Below are 17,526 nucleotides of genomic sequence, written 5' to 3' on the forward strand. Positions count from 1 at the left end.
CTTAAACTTTAATACAATTAAAAGCCACCTTTTTAGGTGGCTTTTTTTATACGATTAACTTACATTTGTTATATGGAATTAAGTTTTTCTTTTATCATACCTGTTTATAATCGTCCTATTGAAATTGAGGAGCTTTTAGAAAGCTTTTTAAAGATAAAAGGACAAACTGCGTTTGAAATTGTAATCGTTGAAGATGGCTCAACAATTACATCTAAAAGTATAGTGGATAATTATATCGAATGGTTAGATATTTCATATTATTTTAAGCAAAATTCAGGTCCTGGAGATTCCAGAAATTACGGAATGCAACATGCTAAAGGTAATTACTTTATTATTTTGGATAGTGATTGTTTATTGCCAAGTCATTACTTGCAAGAAGTAGAAGCTAGCTTAAAACTTAATTATGTAGACTGTTTTGGCGGACCAGATAAAGCACATCATTCGTTTTCAAATCTTCAAAAAGCGATAGATTTTAGTATGACGTCTGTAATTACAACAGGAGGCATTAGAGGCAATAAAACTAGTTTAGATAAGTTTCAGCCTAGAAGCTTTAATATGGGATTATCAAAAAAGGCTTTTAATGCTACAAAAGGGTTTGGAAATATTCATCCTGGAGAAGATCCCGATTTATCCATTAGATTATGGGATTTAGGTTTTAATACAATGTTAATACCTGAAGCTTATGTTTACCATAAAAGGCGTATATCTTGGAGCAAATTTTACAAACAAGTTAATAAGTTTGGGTCAGTCAGGCCTATTTTAAATACATGGCATCCACAAACTAAAAAAGTCACCTATTGGTTTCCAACATTGTTTACTCTTGGTGTAATAGTAGCTATAATTTTAGCAATTTTTAATTTAATTTTACCTTTATACTTAGTGCTATTTTATTATAGTTTGGTTTTTGTTTTAGCATTTATAAAAACTAAAAATATTGTAATTGCTTTTCAGTCAATATTAGCGGTATCAATACAGTTTTTTGGATATGGTTACGGATTTTTAAAATCTACATTACTATTATTTTTAAAGTCAGAAAAACCAGAAACTATTTTTCCTCATTTATTTTTTAAAAATTAAGGCATGCAAAAACTTAAATTAAAAATATTAGGATTATTTAAAAGTAAAAAAATCAATATTTTTTTATTGTTTTTTGTGTTAGCTTTTTCAATTTTGGTTTTAACAAAACTATCTAAAGTTTATACAGCTACGCTAGCTTTTAAAGTAAAACCTAAGGAGGTTAGTGATACGCATGTAATTGTTAAAGCAAACAATCCTGAACTTGATATAACTATACAAACTACAGGTTTTAATTGGCTTAGGTATGCTATTAAAAGACCACAATTAGATATTAATTTTAAAACAGACGTTTCAAAAAAGGACTCGACATTAATTTGGAGTGTTTCCAAAGGGTTTTCAAATATTAATAAACAGTTTGATAAAGAAGAAAAGATTATCAGTATTAATCCCGACACACTACTTTTTAGATTTGATGTCAATGATGTAAAATATGTACCAATAATCTTAGACTCAAAAATTCAATATGCTAAAGGGTATAACACTTTAGATACTTTAAAAACTGTACCTGATAGTGTTAAGTTAATTGGGCCAAGTTCTGTTTTAAAAACAATTAGTAAAGTAAAGACTCAGTATTTAGAATTAAAGGAGGTGAAATCCAATGTAAATAAAACGTTGTTACTGCAATTGGATAGTTTAAATAATAATATCAAAACCAATTTAAAACACGTTAACTTATCGGTTAATGTGTCTAAATTTTCAGAAGGTATTTTAGACATACCAATTAATATTATTAACATTCCGGAAGGAGTTAAGGTAAACTATTTTCCTAAGCAAGTATCTTTAAGTTTTACTACAAGCTTAGAAAACTTTAATGCAATAAAAGCCGAAGACTTTAAGATTATTTGTGATTATAATGAAGCTTCAGGAAGTTCTGCATTAGTTCCTAAATTAGCTAAACAACCTAAAAACGTTAAAAATATTAGGGTTTTACAACAAAAAATTGAATTTATAATTACAGAATGACACCAACAATCGTAGGTTTAACAGGAGGTATTGGTAGTGGTAAAACTACTGTGGCTAATTATTTTAAAGCATTAAATGTGCCTGTTTATATAGCTGATTTCCAGGCAAAAGCATTAATGAATCGTTCTAAAGTTATTAAGCGTAAATTAATTAAACTTTTTGGGGATGAGGCTTATGTAGACAATACGTTAAATAAACCATTTATTGCAAGTCAGATTTTTAGCAATCAAGATTTACTTAAAAAAATGAACGCGATAGTCCACCCAAAAGTAGCTAAACATTTTTCAAATTGGGTAAAAAAGCAAAACGTACCATACGTTATTAGCGAAGTCGCTATTATTTTTGAAAACGGAAGTCAAGGCAAATACGACTATATTATTACTGTTGTTGCACCAGAACAAACTAGGTTAAATCGCGTAATTAAACGTGATAACTCGTCTGAAGCTAAGGTTAAAGCAATCATGAATAACCAATGGACAGACCAACAAAAGACAGAACACTCAGATTTTGTAATTAACAATACCGACTTAAAAGACACAAAACTTCAGGTTGAAAATATCCATAGTAAACTCTTAAAATCTATAACAAAGGCTTAAAATTTAACGTTTTTGTTAATGTAAGGTTAAATGGTAAGATTGCTAAATGTTAAAATCTTAATTTTGGATGATGAACAAAAGGATTTTTTTTGTATTAGTCGTTTTAATGAGCTGTTCCCTAATAGGAATCATACTAGTTCAGGCGTATTATATAAATAATTCGCTTCAAAACACTGAAAAACAGTTTAACTTCAATGTAAGAAAAGCATTAAGCTATGTGTCTAACATTGTAGAAAATGAAGAAAAAGAGGATTATTTAAGAAAATTTAATGATTTATTAAGCAATGGATCAATCAATGTAAACGATACAACTGCAATTATAAATATTTACATTAAAGAAGATAATCCTGATACAAATGAAACAGTAATTTATCGAAACGGTATATTAGAAGAAAATTATAAAGTATCATCAGCGCTCTTTGACATAGGTTTAGATAGTTTAAACGTAAAACGTATTTTACAGAAAAGAGAAACCGAAATTATTGAAAACAACTCTATTGATGGTAGTAAAAACCTATCATCAATGTTAGCAAGACTAAGCAAGCTAAACGAAAGTACACGCATTGCTTTAGAGACTGTTTATAAGGATAAAGCCTACTTAAAACCTATACATAAGCGTGTAAATGTGGATAAGATTAATAGGTTGTTAGCTTTAAAGTTGTTAGAAAATGATATTAATATTGGTTACGAGTTTGCAATTTATAGTAACGATTTAGCAACAAAAATTAAAACTCAAGATTTTCAGTTAAATCCAGCGTCTACCTTTAGTGTACCATTTTTTTATAACGAAAATGATAAAAGTAATTACAGACTATTAGTTAATTTTCCGGAACGAAAAAAGTTTATATTATCATCAATATTAACGATGCTAATTTTATCTATAGTTTTTACTTTAATTATAGTAATAGCTTACTCTAGTGCATTATACCAGTTAATTAAACAACGTCAAATTTCTGAAATAAAAACAGATTTTATCAATAATATGACGCATGAGTTTAAAACACCAATTGCGACTATAAATTTAGCGTTAGACTCTATTAGAAATCCTAAAATAATTGATGACAAAGAAAAAGTCCTGCGTTATTTAGGTATGATAAAAGAAGAAAATAAGCGTATGCATGCACAAGTAGAAAATGTGTTAAGAATATCTAAACTTGAAAAAAACGAACTAAATATTAGTAAGGAACGTGTGGAACTTAACGACTTAGTAGAAGATGCTATATCACACGTAGAGTTAATTATTGAAGACAGAGGTGGTCATATTGAAACCCATTTAGATGCCCAAAAGTCATCTGTATTAGCTAATGAAACGCACTTTACTAATGTTTTAGTAAATGTATTGGATAATGCTATAAAGTATTCTCCAGAAGCACCTAAAATAATTGTCACAACAGAGCTGGCAGGAAACAATATTTTAGTGCATATAAAAGACCACGGAAGTGGTATGAGTAAAGCAGCTCAAAAACGTGTGTTCGAAAAATTTTATAGAGAACATACAGGTAATATACATAATGTAAAAGGTCATGGATTGGGCTTAGCATATGTAAAACGAATAGTAGAAGACCATCAAGGTCATATATCAGTAGAAAGTGAAAAAGAAAAAGGAAGTACTTTTACAATAAAGCTTCCATTAATCTCTTAGTATTATGGATGAACAATTAAAAAGAATATTATTAGTAGAAGACGATCCAAATTTTGGAACAGTCTTAAAAGATTATTTATCAATGAATGATTACGAAGTTACCCATGCAAAAAATGGTATGGAAGGCTTTGAAAAATTTAAACGTGGTGATTTTGATTTATGTATTTTAGATGTCATGATGCCATATAAAGATGGATTTACTTTAGCTAAAGAAATTAGAGAGAAAAATGCAGAAGTGCCAATCGTGTTTTTAACTGCTAAAGCCATGAAAGAAGACGTGCTTAAAGGTTATAAAGTTGGTGCAGATGACTATTTAAATAAACCTTTTGATAGTGAAGTCTTATTAATGAAAATAAAAGCTATTATGCAACGTAAAGCAAACGATACGGTTGCAGATAGTAAACAATTTGAATTTAAAATTGGAGGTTTTGATTTAAACTCTAAACTTAGATTTTTAACATACAATGGTGGAGAGCAAGTTAAATTGTCACCTAAAGAAAACGAATTACTGCGTATGTTAGCATTACATGAAAACGATTTAATGCCACGTGAGTTAGCATTAACTAAAATATGGAGAGATGATAATTACTTTACATCTAGAAGTATGGACGTGTATATTGCTAAACTTAGAAAGTATTTAAAATTAGATCCAAATGTGGAAATTTTAAATATTCACGGAGAAGGATTTAGATTAGTAGTTAATCAAAACGATTAATTATCAAATATATATTAAAAAAGCTAGCTTTTATGCTGGCTTTTTTTGTTTAATAAATCGAGTCTAAAATAATTTTAGCAACATTAGGTTTATAATGGCTGCTTTCAAAATAATTACTAATAGGTTCTGTTAAGTTGTTTTTTCCTGAAAAATCAAAGATGTTTTTCTTACCAAATATAGAGTAGAGTAGTTGTAATTGTTCTTCTTCCATTGGTATTTGATCATATAAAGGCGAAATAACTATTTTGTAATTAGTATGATGTTTATCAAAAAGTGATTGTATTTTATTTAATAATTCTATCTCATTATTTGTCACTTTTAAAATAAGTGCTGATGCTTTTGGTCTTTGATAAAAAACACCTTGTTGCTTCATTTTATTATAATATACTAAACTATCCTCTTTAATTTCTTTAGTTAATCCGTAATAGGAGTCGTTAAAAATGGGTGTAAACGTATCTGGATATTTGTCCATACGTACATAATTTTTCATATAATTTCTATACGTTTTAAAAAAGTAAAAATCGGTATAAGCTATCATAAATCGTGGATTTAGATTCGCTAAAATATAACTACTATAAAATTGGTATTTAGAAACATCGTTAAACTCTAATGGGTTGATGTATAAATGATTTAATCTTTTTTTTGTTCCAGCCAACACCTCTCGATCAATAATAATTAAAGCATGGTTTATTGGCGAATTTAAATGATCTAAAAATTCTAATTTTTTATAAATACCATATAAATCCTCGCTATGTGCATCATAATGAAACGGAACCGATTTTTCTGGTAAATAGTGCTTCCAGATTGGAGTTTTAAAGGCTTGAGATCTTGAGCTACCAAAAATAAAGCTATCATAATTTACACTGTCTTTATTTTTTAAAAAAATCTTTGTAGATACGTATGTCCTATTTAAAGTAGTGATGTCTTGATTATAATAGGTATCATAGTCTTTAAAAATTTTAAAAATATCTAAGGATAAAACTATTATTACATAAAGTATAATAGGAATAAAAAAGAATGCTAATTTTTTTAAAAAAATCTTCATTCTATCTCAGATTCTATTTTAGTAATTATAGCGCTCAATGGTGTTTGATAGTCAAACCATAAAGTTTCTGGTTTTCTTCTAAACCAAGTTAATTGGCGTTTTGCAAAACGTCTAGAGTTTTTCTTAATTTCAGAAATTGCAAACTCTAATGTCCAAGTCTTATCCAAGTAATTAAATAGCTCTTTATACCCAACAGTATTAAGGCTGTTTAAATTTTTAAAGGGTAGTAAGGACTCAACTTCTTTAATCAAACCATTAGCAACCATTATATCTACTCGTTTGTTAATTCTGTCGTAAATAACGTCACGATCAGCCTCAAGACCTACGGTAATTGTTTTAAATGGTCTTTTATTTTTGTCTTTATTTAAAAAAGAAGAATAGGGTTGCCCACTACCTATACAAATCTCTAAAGCACGAATGACACGTTGCGGATTATCTATTTTTATGGTGTTATAGGATTGCTCATCTAATGTTTTCAGCTTAAGCTGAAGTGTTTTTAACCCTTCCGTTTCTAATTGCGTGTTTAATTGCGTTCTAATACTTTTATCAACTTCCGGAAAATAATCTAAACCGTTAGTAACAGCATCTACATATAAACCAGAACCACCAACCATAATTACAACGTCATTCGTTTTATGAAGCAAAGCAATTTGGTTAATAGCTTCTTTTTCAAAAGCACCAACATTATAGTCTTCTGTTATAGATTTATTATGAATAAAATGATGTTTAGCAGCTGCTAGTTCTTCTTTAGTTGGAGCAGCAGTACCAATACTCATTTCTTTAAAAAACTGTCTAGAATCTGCAGATATTATTTGGGTATTAAAATGATTGGCTAATTTAATACTAAGTGCAGTTTTACCAATAGCAGTTGGTCCAACAATTGAGATTAGATATTTGTTAGCGTGTTTCAAATTAATAATAATTTAATTAAGGTTTAATGTAAGTTGTTTCCGCAGACTTTACAAAAATTAGCATCATCGTCATGATAGCTTTCATGACAATTGGAGCATCTTTGAGTATTTAAATTTAGTTTTTTACTTGGCGGATTTGGAGTATCATTTTCAGATTTTTTTAAGCTTTTAGAATATTCTGCAGATACAATTCCTGTTGGTACAGCGATTATACCATAACCTAAAATCATGATAATAGTTGTAATAAATTGTCCTAGTGCTGTTTGTGGTGCTATATCACCAAAACCAACTGTAGTTAAGGTTACAATACACCAATAGACACTTTTTGGAATGTTTGTAAATCCATTGTCTTCTCCTTCGACCAAATACATGATGGTACCAAAAATTACAGAAGATATTAGGACTGCAAATAAAAACACAAATATCTTTACACGACTAGCAATAATAGAGTCTCTTAATTGGTTTGAGGCTCCAAGATATCTTGCTAATTTTAATATCCTAAAAACACGTAATAAACGCAACGCTCTAAGAGTAACTAAAGCGTGTGAACCTGCAAAAACAAAAGAGATATACATTGGTATTGTGGACAGTAAATCCAAAATACCATAAAAACTAAAGATGTATTTAAAAGGTTTTTTTACAGTAATTATGCGTAAAATATATTCAATACTAAAAAAGATAGTAATTATCCATTCTCCAACATAAAGTGCATTGTGGTATTTAGCATCAATGTTTCTAACACTTTCAAGCATTACTAAAATAATACTTGCTAGAATTAATACAAGTAACACAACATCAAATAACTTACCTGCAGGAGTGTCTGCTTCATAAATAATTTCATGAAGTTTATCTTTCCAATAAGTTTTATTTTTTGTTGGGCTCATGTGGTAAAAATACTAAATAAACATTAGATATTTTTTTCTAAAACTATAACCGAGTTATTTTGAATATTTACGATGTTACTAAAAAATGATTTTAACTCAGAATAATAATTGGTTGGGTAAATTGTATTATAAAAATTAATCCTAAATGATAAATCAATATTACCATCTTTTGGCTTGGTTAAAAAATTAAGTAAGCCAGAGTTATTAGATAACTCAATAGTTTTATCTAATGGTTTGTCTACAATTTTATACTTGTTATTGGTATCAATTTGTAGGTAATATACAAGGTTGTTTTTATAACCAAAATCTATAGGATAAGTCCTAGTATTAAGTTGTAAAGGATTTTTTGTAAAAAACTTAAATATAAAAGGATCTAAGTATATTTTATTGTCAATTACAGTTAAAGGACCTGATATTGATAGCGTTTCTGTAAAAATAGATTTATTATTTTTATTGGTGTCTACTTGACTATTTTCAAAAGTTAAATCAGGATATTTATCTCTGTAATATTTTAAGTTATTTTGGTTGTTTTTCTTGTACAACTGACGTGCATCTAAAGCATCATATCCTAATTTTGTTGTAGTTAATGTACCAGAAAAGGTGTCGTCCTCATTAATTATTAGATTAATTTTATGTTGTGTTGTAGAGTTGGTATTGGTCTTTAAGTCTATCCAACGACTACCATTATCAAAATCCATTTCGCGACCATATTCGTTTAAACATTTAAACGGAATTTGCCCAAAAACTAAAGCAGGATTTGTGGCATCTAAAAAATAAGATTTACCATTAATTTCTGTTCTTAAAATAATATAATTAAACTCTGAGATTACAGGATAAAGTGTTGTTACAAATCCATTTTCTCTTGTAGAAATTAAAACAGGAAAGGTTACAATATCATGTTTTTTTAAAAGGTTGTATAGTAAAAGATTGATTTCGGCTACATTACCAGTCTTTTCTTCAATTATATCTTTAATAGATACATCTTTAAAAATACGATTATATCCATTCCAGGTGTAGTTATTTTTAACATAGTTAAAAATGTATTTGGCTTTATCAAGTTCGTTTTTTTGATCTAATAAAGTAGGATCAATTAACTTTTTTACTAAGCTTTCTTTTTTTAATTGCTTACCAAAATCTTCATTTTGCTTAAGTTCATCATCCGCAGTGTCCCATGTTTTAGTAATGTTTTGTACAGAACCATCAAAGCCTTTAATAACCTTTAACTCATATTCCATTCTGGATATATAATTTTTAGAAGCTGTAGTGTAATCTTCTTCTATAAAAGCAGGTATATCTTTCATTACATATTTACCAATAGTACAGTCTGCACTTGCTCCATTTTCTAATTGGATGCAATATTTTTTTATGTCACTTTGGTTAGTGCTTAACTTTAGCTCTCCAACAAGTTTTATATTATAATCATAATTACCAGGTATGCTAGTATTATACTCGCTGTACAACTTTGGGATGTCTTCTTGAAAATGCCATGAGTTAAAATTGAATAAAAATGGACTTTCAAAAGTATAGCTATATGTTATTACAGAGCCTTCTTTTATGTTTGGTAAAATAAATTTAAATATGGTGTAATTGTCGTTAACCTTTTCTTCAAAAACCTGAGAAGGATCTACGTTAATTCTAGTTACTTTGCCATCTTCAATATTGGTTGTTGTAGCTACTAAGTTTGTGATTTTTTCTGATTTTCTATCAGAATTATATAAATAAACCTCAATATTGGCTTGGTCAAATCCGTTTCGGTTTAATATTTTAATTTTTTTCTTATAATCTAAAACTAAGTTGAACGTTTTTTTATGAATTTCGGCATTTCCATATTCATAAAGGACAACAGCATTAGCAGTAGTATCTTGTTTAAATTCATTTAACTCTAAATCTGCTCTTGTGGTTGTTAAATTTTCAGCATTAAATTGGTTTTGAGACACTAAAAATTTTGAAAAGAGTAGTGTGATTAGTAATAATTTTTTCATTATAAATTGATGATTTTTAAGCGCTTATTTTTTCTTAGGTAACTTTGTATGATGTGTTGTTGGTCTCTATTATTCTCCATAGGAGTAATAATAGTTTGCAGGATTTCTAAATTATTAATTTGGTAATTTAAATTATAAAAGCCAAAACCTTTAAATATTCCGTTTTCAATTAAAATAGCACTACGCTCATCAACCTCTCGACCACGATCAATAATAACCATGTTTTTGTTTTTGTAGCTGTACTTATCTAATAATTGCTGTACGCGTTTATTATAATCTTCTGGAGACTCTTTTTGTATGCATGCACCTTCACATTTTTTTACTTCGTAATGGAAGCAACTTGTTTTGGTTTTATAAATACCTGCTAGTTTTTGACATAAGTTAAACTGTTCTACCATTTTTTCTAAAAAATGACGTCCACTTTGTCTGGTGCTAAAGGTTGTTATGCATGGTTTTCTACCATCTGCTTTGTCAATTGTAAGGTTGATATAACCGTTATGGTCTATAAAACTGTATAATGCATGCGTAAAAATACTTCTACGTAAGGCTCTGTTTAATATTGGTTTATTACGCTTAATCTCTTCACTTTCTTTTAAAAGTGCTACTAACTCGCTTCCGGTAGCTTCATATTTTACAGCAGCGACTTGAGCTTGCATTTTTTTGGATTTAGGTGTTGTGCCTGTAAAATGTTGGTTAACGCGATTTTTTATGTTTTTACTTTTGCCAATGTAGATTAACTCACCATCTGCTTTATACATATAATAAACACCTGTTACAGAGGTTAAATTATCAATAATATCTATTAACCTTGGTTCCATCTGGAATTTTGGTTCTTTTTTAATAGACTCCTTAATAATTGTTTTGTTTGTATCCTTGGTAAGTAGTAATTTAAACAGTTTAACGGTTGCTAAAGCATCTCCAGATGCACGATGCCTATCTGTTACAGGTATACCTAAAGATCTAACTAGTTTGCCTAAACTGTATGATTTTTGATCCGGAATTAAATCCTTACACAACTCAACCGTACAAAGGGTTTGCCTTTTAAAAGGAAATCCAAGACGTTTAAACTCGGTTTTTAAAATACGATAGTCAAACTGTGCGTTGTGAGCCACTAAAATTGTGTCTTCTGTAATTTCAACAATACGTTTAGCTATCTCGTAAAATTTAGGCGCATTTTTTAGCATTTTGCTATTTATACCTGTAAGATTAACCACAAAGGGTTGAATCTCTCGTTCTGGATTTACTAAACTTATAAACTGGTCTACAACCTCATGTCCATCAAATTTATAGATAGCAATTTCGGTTATTCCTTCTTCATTAAACTTACCACCAGTGGTTTCTATGTCGACTATTGTGTAAATAAAATATGTTTTTAATTATAATTTCTTGCACCAAATATACTACTTCCAACACGAACCATTGTGCTACCACAATCTATTGCTAATTGATAATCACCACTCATTCCCATACTAATAGTTTTTAAATTAGGATGTGTTTTTTGAAGTGAATCAAATGTTGATTTTAGTAAATCAAATTCTTGTTTAATTTGATTTTGGTCTTCAGTAAAAGTAGCCATTCCCATGACGCCAATTACATTAATGTTTTTTAAAGCTGAAAAATCTTTGGACGCTAATAAAGTTGTAGCGTCAGGTATTGACATTCCAAATTTTGAATCCTCAGACGCTATTTTAATTTGAAGTAAACAATCAATTACTCTATCGTGTTTTTTGGCTTGTTTATTAATTTCTTTAAGTAATTTAAAGCTTTCTACACCATGTATTAAATCTACAAACTCAGCCATATACTTTACTTTGTTAGTTTGTACGTGACCTATCATATGCCATTTAATGTCCTTTGGCATCTCTTGAAACTTGTCAGCCATTTCTTGGATTTTGTTTTCTCCAAAAATACGTTGACCAGCATTATAAGCTTCCATTAAATCACTAACAGGTTTTGTTTTTGAAACAGCAACTAAAGTAACGTGTTTAGGAAGTGTAGCTTGTATTTGATTTAGGTTTTGTTTAATTGACATTTGTTTTGTTTTTGTTAAAACTCATATATAGTAACACCACTTCTAATTTTAGGTTCTATATAAGTGCTTTTAGGTGGCATTGTTAATCCGTCGTCTGCAATTTGCTTCATTTGAGAAATCGTAGCAGGAATCATACCAAAACCAACCGTAAACGCTTTGCTATCAACCTTGCTTTTTAAATTTACAATATCCTTTTTACCACTAAGGTAATGGATGCGATTATCGTTACGTAAATCTGTAATTCCTAGAATTGGTTCTAATATGGTTTTATAAAGTACTTGTGCATCTAATTGGTCCAAAGACGTATTAAATGTATATTCTGTTTTTCTTAGATATAACGAATAAAACTCACCATCCAAATACATACTAAAATGATGTGGTTTTGAGGGTTGATATGGCGTTAATCCTCTGTTTTCAATACGATAAACCGTATCTAGTTGAATCAAAAATTCTTCTTTAGTTAAACCATTTAAGTCTTTAACTAAACGGTTAAACTCGTGTATACGTAATTCGGATTCTGAAATTAAATAACTCATAAAAAAGTTATAGCTTTCTTCACCAGAATGATTTTTGTTTTCGTTTTTTAAATCCTCACAAAGTAATTGAGATGATGCTGATCTATGATGTCCATCTGCAATGTACAACGTTGGCATTTTGCTAAAATTATTAGTAATAGCTTGCACGTCTACATCGTCCTCTATTAACCATAAATAGTGTGTGTCTCTGTATGTTGTTGTAAACTCAAACTCAGCACGTTCTTTTTGTTTTTTTGCTATTATGTTGGAAATAGCATCGTTATCAGGATAGGTTAGTAGTACAGGTTCTGCGTTAAAACCTACAGTTTTTAGGTAGTCTTTAAACACGGTTTCGCGAGAAGCAATGGTGTCCTCGTGCTTTTTAATAATATTATTATTGTAATCTTCAACACTAGCAGCAGCTACAATCCCATTAAAAACCTGAGAATCACGATCTACTATTTTGTAAATGTAAAAGCATGGTTTTTGGTCTTGTTTAAATACACCATCTTCTTTAAACTCAGAATATCTATTTCTTACCAATTTATAGCGAGCCTCACCAGAGATTTCTTTATCGTATTTGTATCCAGGATTTACAATATGTAAAAACGAAAAAGGATTATGGTCCAAACGTGCTTCTCTTTCGGGTTGCGTATAACTTTGATAGGAGCGTGAGGCTACTAAACTAACCTTATCTCTAGTAGGTCTAACCGCTTTAAATGGTAGTATTTTAGTCATTGTAATTGCAAAAAAATCTAGAATGATTAGACAGTTAGGAAAATATAAAAGGCATAAGATTGCTGGTTAAAACCATTGATCTAATATGCCTTTTTTTTATTTATAGGGTAAATTGCTTAGATACATTTTCAGCCTTTCTGCTTTCAGAATAATCATAAAATCCTTCACCAGATTTAACACCTAATTTTCCTGCGTTAACCATATTTACTAATAAAGGACATGGTGCGTATTTAGGGTTTTTAAATCCGTCGTACATAACGTTTAAAATTGATAGACATACATCTAAGCCAATAAAATCTGCTAGTTGTAAAGGACCCATTGGATGCGCCATACCTAACTTCATTACTGTGTCAATTTCTTGTACTCCAGCAACACCATTGTAAAGGGTCTCAATAGACTCGTTAATCATTGGCATTAAAATACGGTTGGCAACAAAACCAGGATAATCATTAACCTCAGTTGGTATTTTACCTAATTGTTTAGATAATTCCATGATGGTATTAGTCACTTCGTCGCTAGTGTTATAACCACGAATAATTTCGACTAATTTCATGATTGGCACAGGATTCATAAAATGCATTCCAATAACCATATCAGGTCTAGACGTTACTGCAGCAATTTGTGTGATAGAGATAGAAGAGGTGTTAGTCGCTAAAATCGTGTCATCACCACAAGCTTGGTCTAATTGCTTAAATATTTTTAGTTTTAAATCTAAATTTTCTGTTGCAGCTTCAACAACTAAACTTGCATATTCAACACCTTCTTCAATACTAGTAAAAGTGCTAATATTACTTAAAGTTTCAGCTTTGTCAGCTTCAGATATTTTTTCTTTAGCTACCATACGATCTAAGTTTTTAGAGATGGTATCCATTCCGCGTTTTAATGACGCTTCGCTAATATCTATTAATTGTACTTTAAATCCAGATTGTGCAAACGTATGTGCAATACCATTACCCATTGTTCCTGCACCTATAACTGCTATGTTTTTCATTTAAAATATATTATTTTTTAATCCCTTTATTCTGGGCTTTTATTATTGTTTTTACTGTTTTTTCTTACCACCAAATAATACATTGACAAAAAAATCTACAATGTAATTCCATAGTGTTTTCTTGTTTTTATTTTTTTGATTGGTCATAACTTAAAAGGTTTTAAAACTGATCTATAATCATGGTTGCCACTCGTAAAGCTTCCGTACCATCATGTAATGTTACTATTGGTGTTGTATTGTTGTTTATAGCATCAGCAAAAGATTCTAATTCATCTAAAATGGCATTATTGGCAGCAATTTCAGGATTGTCAAAGTAAATTTGCTTTTTAACACCTTCTGCATTTTGTAAAACCATATCAAAATCTCCAGGAGTTTCTGGTGCATCTTTCATTTTTACAACTTCACATTTTTTCTCTAAAAAGTCAACAGAGATATAAGCATCACGTTGAAAAAAACGTGTTTTACGCATATTTTTAAGTGAGATTCTACTAGCAGTTAAATTAGCAACACAACCATTAACAAACTCGATACGTGCATTAGCAATATCAGGTGTGTCACTTATCACTGAAACTCCGCTTGCAGATACATTTTTAACTTTAGATTTAACTACACTTAAAATAACATCAATGTCATGAATCATTAAATCTAAAACCACAGGTACATCTGTCCCACGAGGATTAAACTCGGCTAAACGATGCGCTTCAATAAACATTGGACTATCTAATTGGTCTTTAACTGCGATAAATGCAGGATTAAAACGCTCGACATGACCTACTTGACCTTTTACACCATTTTCTGCAACTAAAGCTCTAATACTTTCGGCTTCATGCACAGTATTGGTTATTGGTTTTTCAATAAATATATGTTTACCTTTAGATATAGCTTGTTTAGCACAATCGTAATGAGAAAGGGTAGGTGTGACAATGTCTACAACATCTACAGCATCTATTAAACCCTCAATGGTATTAAAATATTTGTAACCAAATTCGGCTTCTACTTTTTTAGCGTTGTCCTCATCAGCATCATAAAATCCTACTAATTGAAATTTGTCTGATTGATTTAATAATCTAAGATGAATTTTTCCAAGGTGACCAGCACCTAATACACCAGCTTTTAGCATAGTTTGTTCTGTTTTCAACAAAAATAAGTTTTTTTATACAGTATTTAATATGAATTTGATAATTATATAATCGATTTAAGACAAAATTATAAATTGAATGAAAAACCTTTTCAGCTTTAAATTTTTGAAGTAATTTTATGCTCTAAACTATCCACTACCATTGAAAGACACTTTTAAACATCAAGGCTTACGACAGCAGCTAGTAGCTGTTTTGAAGGACAAAGGAATTACTAATACAGCAGTTTTAGCTGCAATTGGCAGAATACCAAGACATTTGTTTATGGATTCTAGTTTTTTGGATCATGCGTATCAGGATAAGGCATTTCCTATTGCTGCAGACCAAACCATTTCTCAGCCATATACTGTTGCTTTTCAAACCGAATTAATGCAAGTTAAACGAGGTGATAAAGTGTTAGAGATTGGTACAGGTAGTGGTTACCAAACTGCTGTGCTTTGCGAACTTGGTGCTAAAGTGTATAGTATTGAAAGACAACAAGAGTTATTTAAAATTACGAGTCGTTTTTTACCTAAATTAGGATATAGAGCAAAAAAATTGATTTTTGGAGATGGTTATAAAGGTTTAAAAACCGAAGCGCCTTTTACTAGTATTATTGTTACTGCAGGTGCGCCTTTTGTGCCAAACCCTTTATTAGCACAATTAGAAATTGGTGGACGTTTAGTAATACCTGTTGGTGATAAAGTACAAACAATGACGCTTTTTGTTAGAAAAGGTCCAAAGGATTTTGAGAAAACAGAGTTTGGCGAGTTTAGATTTGTTCCGCTTTTAGAGGATAAAAATTAACTTGTAAGTCCTAGTCATTTTCGTAATCATGAACAAAAGTAATATGATTACTGCTTGCCATTAAATTAGGGTTTGTTCCTTCAATGCCTTCTGGAATTGATTGGTTACGTGCTTTGTAATATTTAACCCAACTAGATAAAGGTTTACCAGAACTATCGTTAAAAGTCATTGGGTGTGTCAAAAACGGAATAGAATATTTAGGTAAGTCTTGAGTTGAAAACATTTTGTAAACTAACTCTGAGCAATAATAGGAGGTGTCATCCCATAAAAAAATATCATCATAAGGTGTGTTAACTTTGTTAATACCATATTGTATTGCTGTTTTTAGATAAGGCTTGTAGTAGTTGTCTAGCCTTGCGACTGTGGTTTGCGATTTATTAAATTTATTTTTATTCCTTTCTAAAAATTTAACTATTGGTGTTATGCAAACGCCTTGTTTAGGTATAGCTTCTACAACAAACCATTTGTTATCTTTTTGCATAGCCATACCAACATGAGAATAATTTTTGGCAGAAGCAGTTGCTGTAACGTCTTTTATAGCATTATCAATGTCGTCTGATCCTGTGTTTTGGAATAGTAAATCCCCTTCTTTTAACTCAAAACTACTGTTAGTTTTTTTATTGCAACTTAACAAAATACATGAGAGTAATACAATGTATGATATGCGTCGTAAAAAATGATTCATTATTTAAAAGTATTAAAATGAAATATCAAAATTACATAAAAACTGTACTTGATTAAAGCGAATACTGTAAAATACAAAAGCTTTTTATTTTTTTAAATTTAAGTTAAGTCTTAAAAAATGTTAATGGTTGCTAATAATAAGACTTACATGTTGTTTCTTTGTTTGCTTATAAATAAAAATAAATTATGACTTTTTTTATATGCTTACTTTTAGGTTTTTGTATTGCTGCTTTAGGTAGTATTACTCCTAGTTTTTTAAATTTAACAGTTGTAAAGTATAGCTTAAAAAACGGTAAAAAATCTACATTTTATTTAATAGCTGGTTATGCAACAGTTTTGTTTTTTCAAGCAAATTTAGGCGCTTATTTGGCTAATATTTTAATGAAAAATTCTGAATACATCACCTTAATACAAAAAATAGGAACAGGTATTCTCTTTTTGTTATCCATTAATTTTTTTAGACTTTATTTTTCTCCTAAAAAGGAAGTTAGTGAGAAAGAAATTCCTAAATCTAAATCCTATTTTTACGGTATTTTAATGTCCTCATTAAATATGATGGCTATTCCGTTTTACTTTACATTTATTTCGTTATTAATTGGTTTTAAATACTTTGAATACAATGTGTTTAATGCCTTTTATTTTTCAATCGGTTCTACCATTGGTTCTTTTACTTTGTATACGATTTATGCGATTGTTGCTAAAAATATTGAACATAAACTAACTTACATTGCTTCTAAAATGGATTTTATCTTAGGTTGTTTAACTGGTGTTGTTGGTATTGGTAATGTGATCTATTTGTTTAGTAAGTAGTATAGGTAGTAGGCCTATA

17 protein-coding genes are annotated in these 17,526 nt (G+C 29.7%); 7 read left to right on the top strand and 10 right to left on the bottom strand.

All coding sequences use genetic code 11. The annotated features are described in order from the left end of the window. Positions 1-72 precede the first annotated feature (72 nt). The 5 genes from M890_RS0101780 (at position 73) to M890_RS0101800 (ending at position 4,993) form a co-directional block, all read left to right on the top strand. Positions 73-1,077 carry a glycosyltransferase family 2 protein gene (locus tag M890_RS0101780; protein WP_028281873.1) on the top strand — a complete coding sequence of 335 codons (1,005 nt, stop codon included), beginning with the start codon at positions 73-75 and terminating at the stop codon, positions 1,075-1,077. Between the two features lie 3 nt (positions 1,078-1,080). Then, a complete protein-coding gene (locus tag M890_RS0101785) occupies positions 1,081-2,040 on the top strand; it encodes a CdaR family protein (RefSeq protein WP_051437423.1) in 960 nt (319 codons plus the stop codon). Next, a complete protein-coding gene (gene coaE / locus M890_RS0101790) occupies positions 2,037-2,636 on the top strand; it encodes a dephospho-CoA kinase (RefSeq protein WP_036597021.1) in 600 nt (199 codons plus the stop codon). The genes M890_RS0101785 and coaE overlap by 4 nt, the downstream gene beginning before the upstream one ends. A 106-nt stretch (positions 2,637-2,742) precedes the next feature. Then, the gene (locus M890_RS0101795) at positions 2,743-4,278 is read left to right on the top strand and encodes a sensor histidine kinase (protein ID WP_232219115.1); all 1,536 of its coding nucleotides are present in this window, start codon (positions 2,743-2,745) and stop codon (positions 4,276-4,278) included. Between the two features lie 4 nt (positions 4,279-4,282). Next, positions 4,283-4,993: a response regulator transcription factor gene (locus M890_RS0101800; RefSeq protein ID WP_028281877.1), complete on the top strand. Its 711-nt coding sequence runs from the start codon at positions 4,283-4,285 to the stop codon at positions 4,991-4,993. Between the two features lie 49 nt (positions 4,994-5,042). Here M890_RS0101800 and M890_RS0101805 read toward each other — a convergent pair whose 3' ends face one another. From M890_RS0101805 to M890_RS0101845, 9 genes are all read right to left on the bottom strand, one after another. Then, a complete protein-coding gene (locus M890_RS0101805) occupies positions 5,043-6,038 on the bottom strand; it encodes a hypothetical protein (protein ID WP_028281878.1) in 996 nt (331 codons plus the stop codon). Then, positions 6,035-6,949 (bottom strand): tRNA (adenosine(37)-N6)-dimethylallyltransferase MiaA, encoded by a 915-nt coding sequence (gene miaA / locus M890_RS0101810; RefSeq protein WP_157243244.1) that lies wholly within the window; start codon positions 6,947-6,949, stop codon positions 6,035-6,037. The genes M890_RS0101805 and miaA overlap by 4 nt, the downstream gene beginning before the upstream one ends. 23 nt (positions 6,950-6,972) lie before the next feature. Continuing rightward, the gene (locus M890_RS0101815) at positions 6,973-7,833 is read right to left on the bottom strand and encodes an ion transporter (protein WP_028281880.1); all 861 of its coding nucleotides are present in this window, start codon (positions 7,831-7,833) and stop codon (positions 6,973-6,975) included. A 23-nt stretch (positions 7,834-7,856) separates the two neighbouring features. Further along, positions 7,857-9,815 carry a DUF3858 domain-containing protein gene (locus M890_RS0101820; protein ID WP_028281881.1) on the bottom strand — a complete coding sequence of 653 codons (1,959 nt, stop codon included), beginning with the start codon at positions 9,813-9,815 and terminating at the stop codon, positions 7,857-7,859. Next, positions 9,815-11,176 carry an exonuclease domain-containing protein gene (locus M890_RS0101825; protein ID WP_028281882.1) on the bottom strand — a complete coding sequence of 454 codons (1,362 nt, stop codon included), beginning with the start codon at positions 11,174-11,176 and terminating at the stop codon, positions 9,815-9,817. The genes M890_RS0101820 and M890_RS0101825 overlap by 1 nt, the downstream gene beginning before the upstream one ends. An 11-nt stretch (positions 11,177-11,187) precedes the next feature. Beyond that, the gene (locus M890_RS0101830; RefSeq protein WP_028281883.1) at positions 11,188-11,847 is read right to left on the bottom strand and encodes a YggS family pyridoxal phosphate-dependent enzyme; all 660 of its coding nucleotides are present in this window, start codon (positions 11,845-11,847) and stop codon (positions 11,188-11,190) included. 14 nt (positions 11,848-11,861) lie between these two features. Continuing rightward, complete coding sequence (locus M890_RS0101835; RefSeq protein ID WP_028281884.1) at positions 11,862-13,100, bottom strand: DUF1015 domain-containing protein; 1,239 nt, start codon at positions 13,098-13,100, stop codon at positions 11,862-11,864. Between the two features lie 100 nt (positions 13,101-13,200). After that, positions 13,201-14,091 (bottom strand): 3-hydroxyacyl-CoA dehydrogenase family protein, encoded by an 891-nt coding sequence (locus M890_RS0101840; RefSeq protein WP_028281885.1) that lies wholly within the window; start codon positions 14,089-14,091, stop codon positions 13,201-13,203. A gap of 160 nt (positions 14,092-14,251) precedes the next feature. Then, a complete protein-coding gene (locus tag M890_RS0101845; RefSeq protein WP_028281886.1) occupies positions 14,252-15,211 on the bottom strand; it encodes a Gfo/Idh/MocA family protein in 960 nt (319 codons plus the stop codon). 160 nt (positions 15,212-15,371) lie between these two features. Between M890_RS0101845 and M890_RS0101850 the strand changes: the two genes are divergently transcribed. Further along, positions 15,372-16,013, top strand: coding sequence for a protein-L-isoaspartate(D-aspartate) O-methyltransferase (locus M890_RS0101850; protein ID WP_028281887.1), 642 nt, complete (start codon positions 15,372-15,374; stop codon positions 16,011-16,013). A gap of 10 nt (positions 16,014-16,023) precedes the next feature. On the opposite strand, the gene M890_RS0101855 is transcribed toward M890_RS0101850, so the two are convergent. After that, on the bottom strand, positions 16,024-16,698 hold the full coding sequence (locus M890_RS0101855; protein ID WP_036597022.1) for a YiiX/YebB-like N1pC/P60 family cysteine hydrolase: 675 nt from the start codon (positions 16,696-16,698) through the stop codon (positions 16,024-16,026). A gap of 185 nt (positions 16,699-16,883) precedes the next feature. Here M890_RS0101855 and M890_RS0101860 point away from each other — a divergent pair, with 185 nt between their 5' ends. After that, the gene (locus M890_RS0101860) at positions 16,884-17,507 is read left to right on the top strand and encodes a LysE family translocator (protein WP_028281889.1); all 624 of its coding nucleotides are present in this window, start codon (positions 16,884-16,886) and stop codon (positions 17,505-17,507) included. Positions 17,508-17,526: the final 19 nt, after the last annotated feature.

It is taken from the genome of Olleya marilimosa CAM030 (assembly GCF_000518485.1).
In the GTDB taxonomy this organism is placed as follows: Bacteria; Bacteroidota; Bacteroidia; order Flavobacteriales; family Flavobacteriaceae; genus Olleya; species Olleya marilimosa.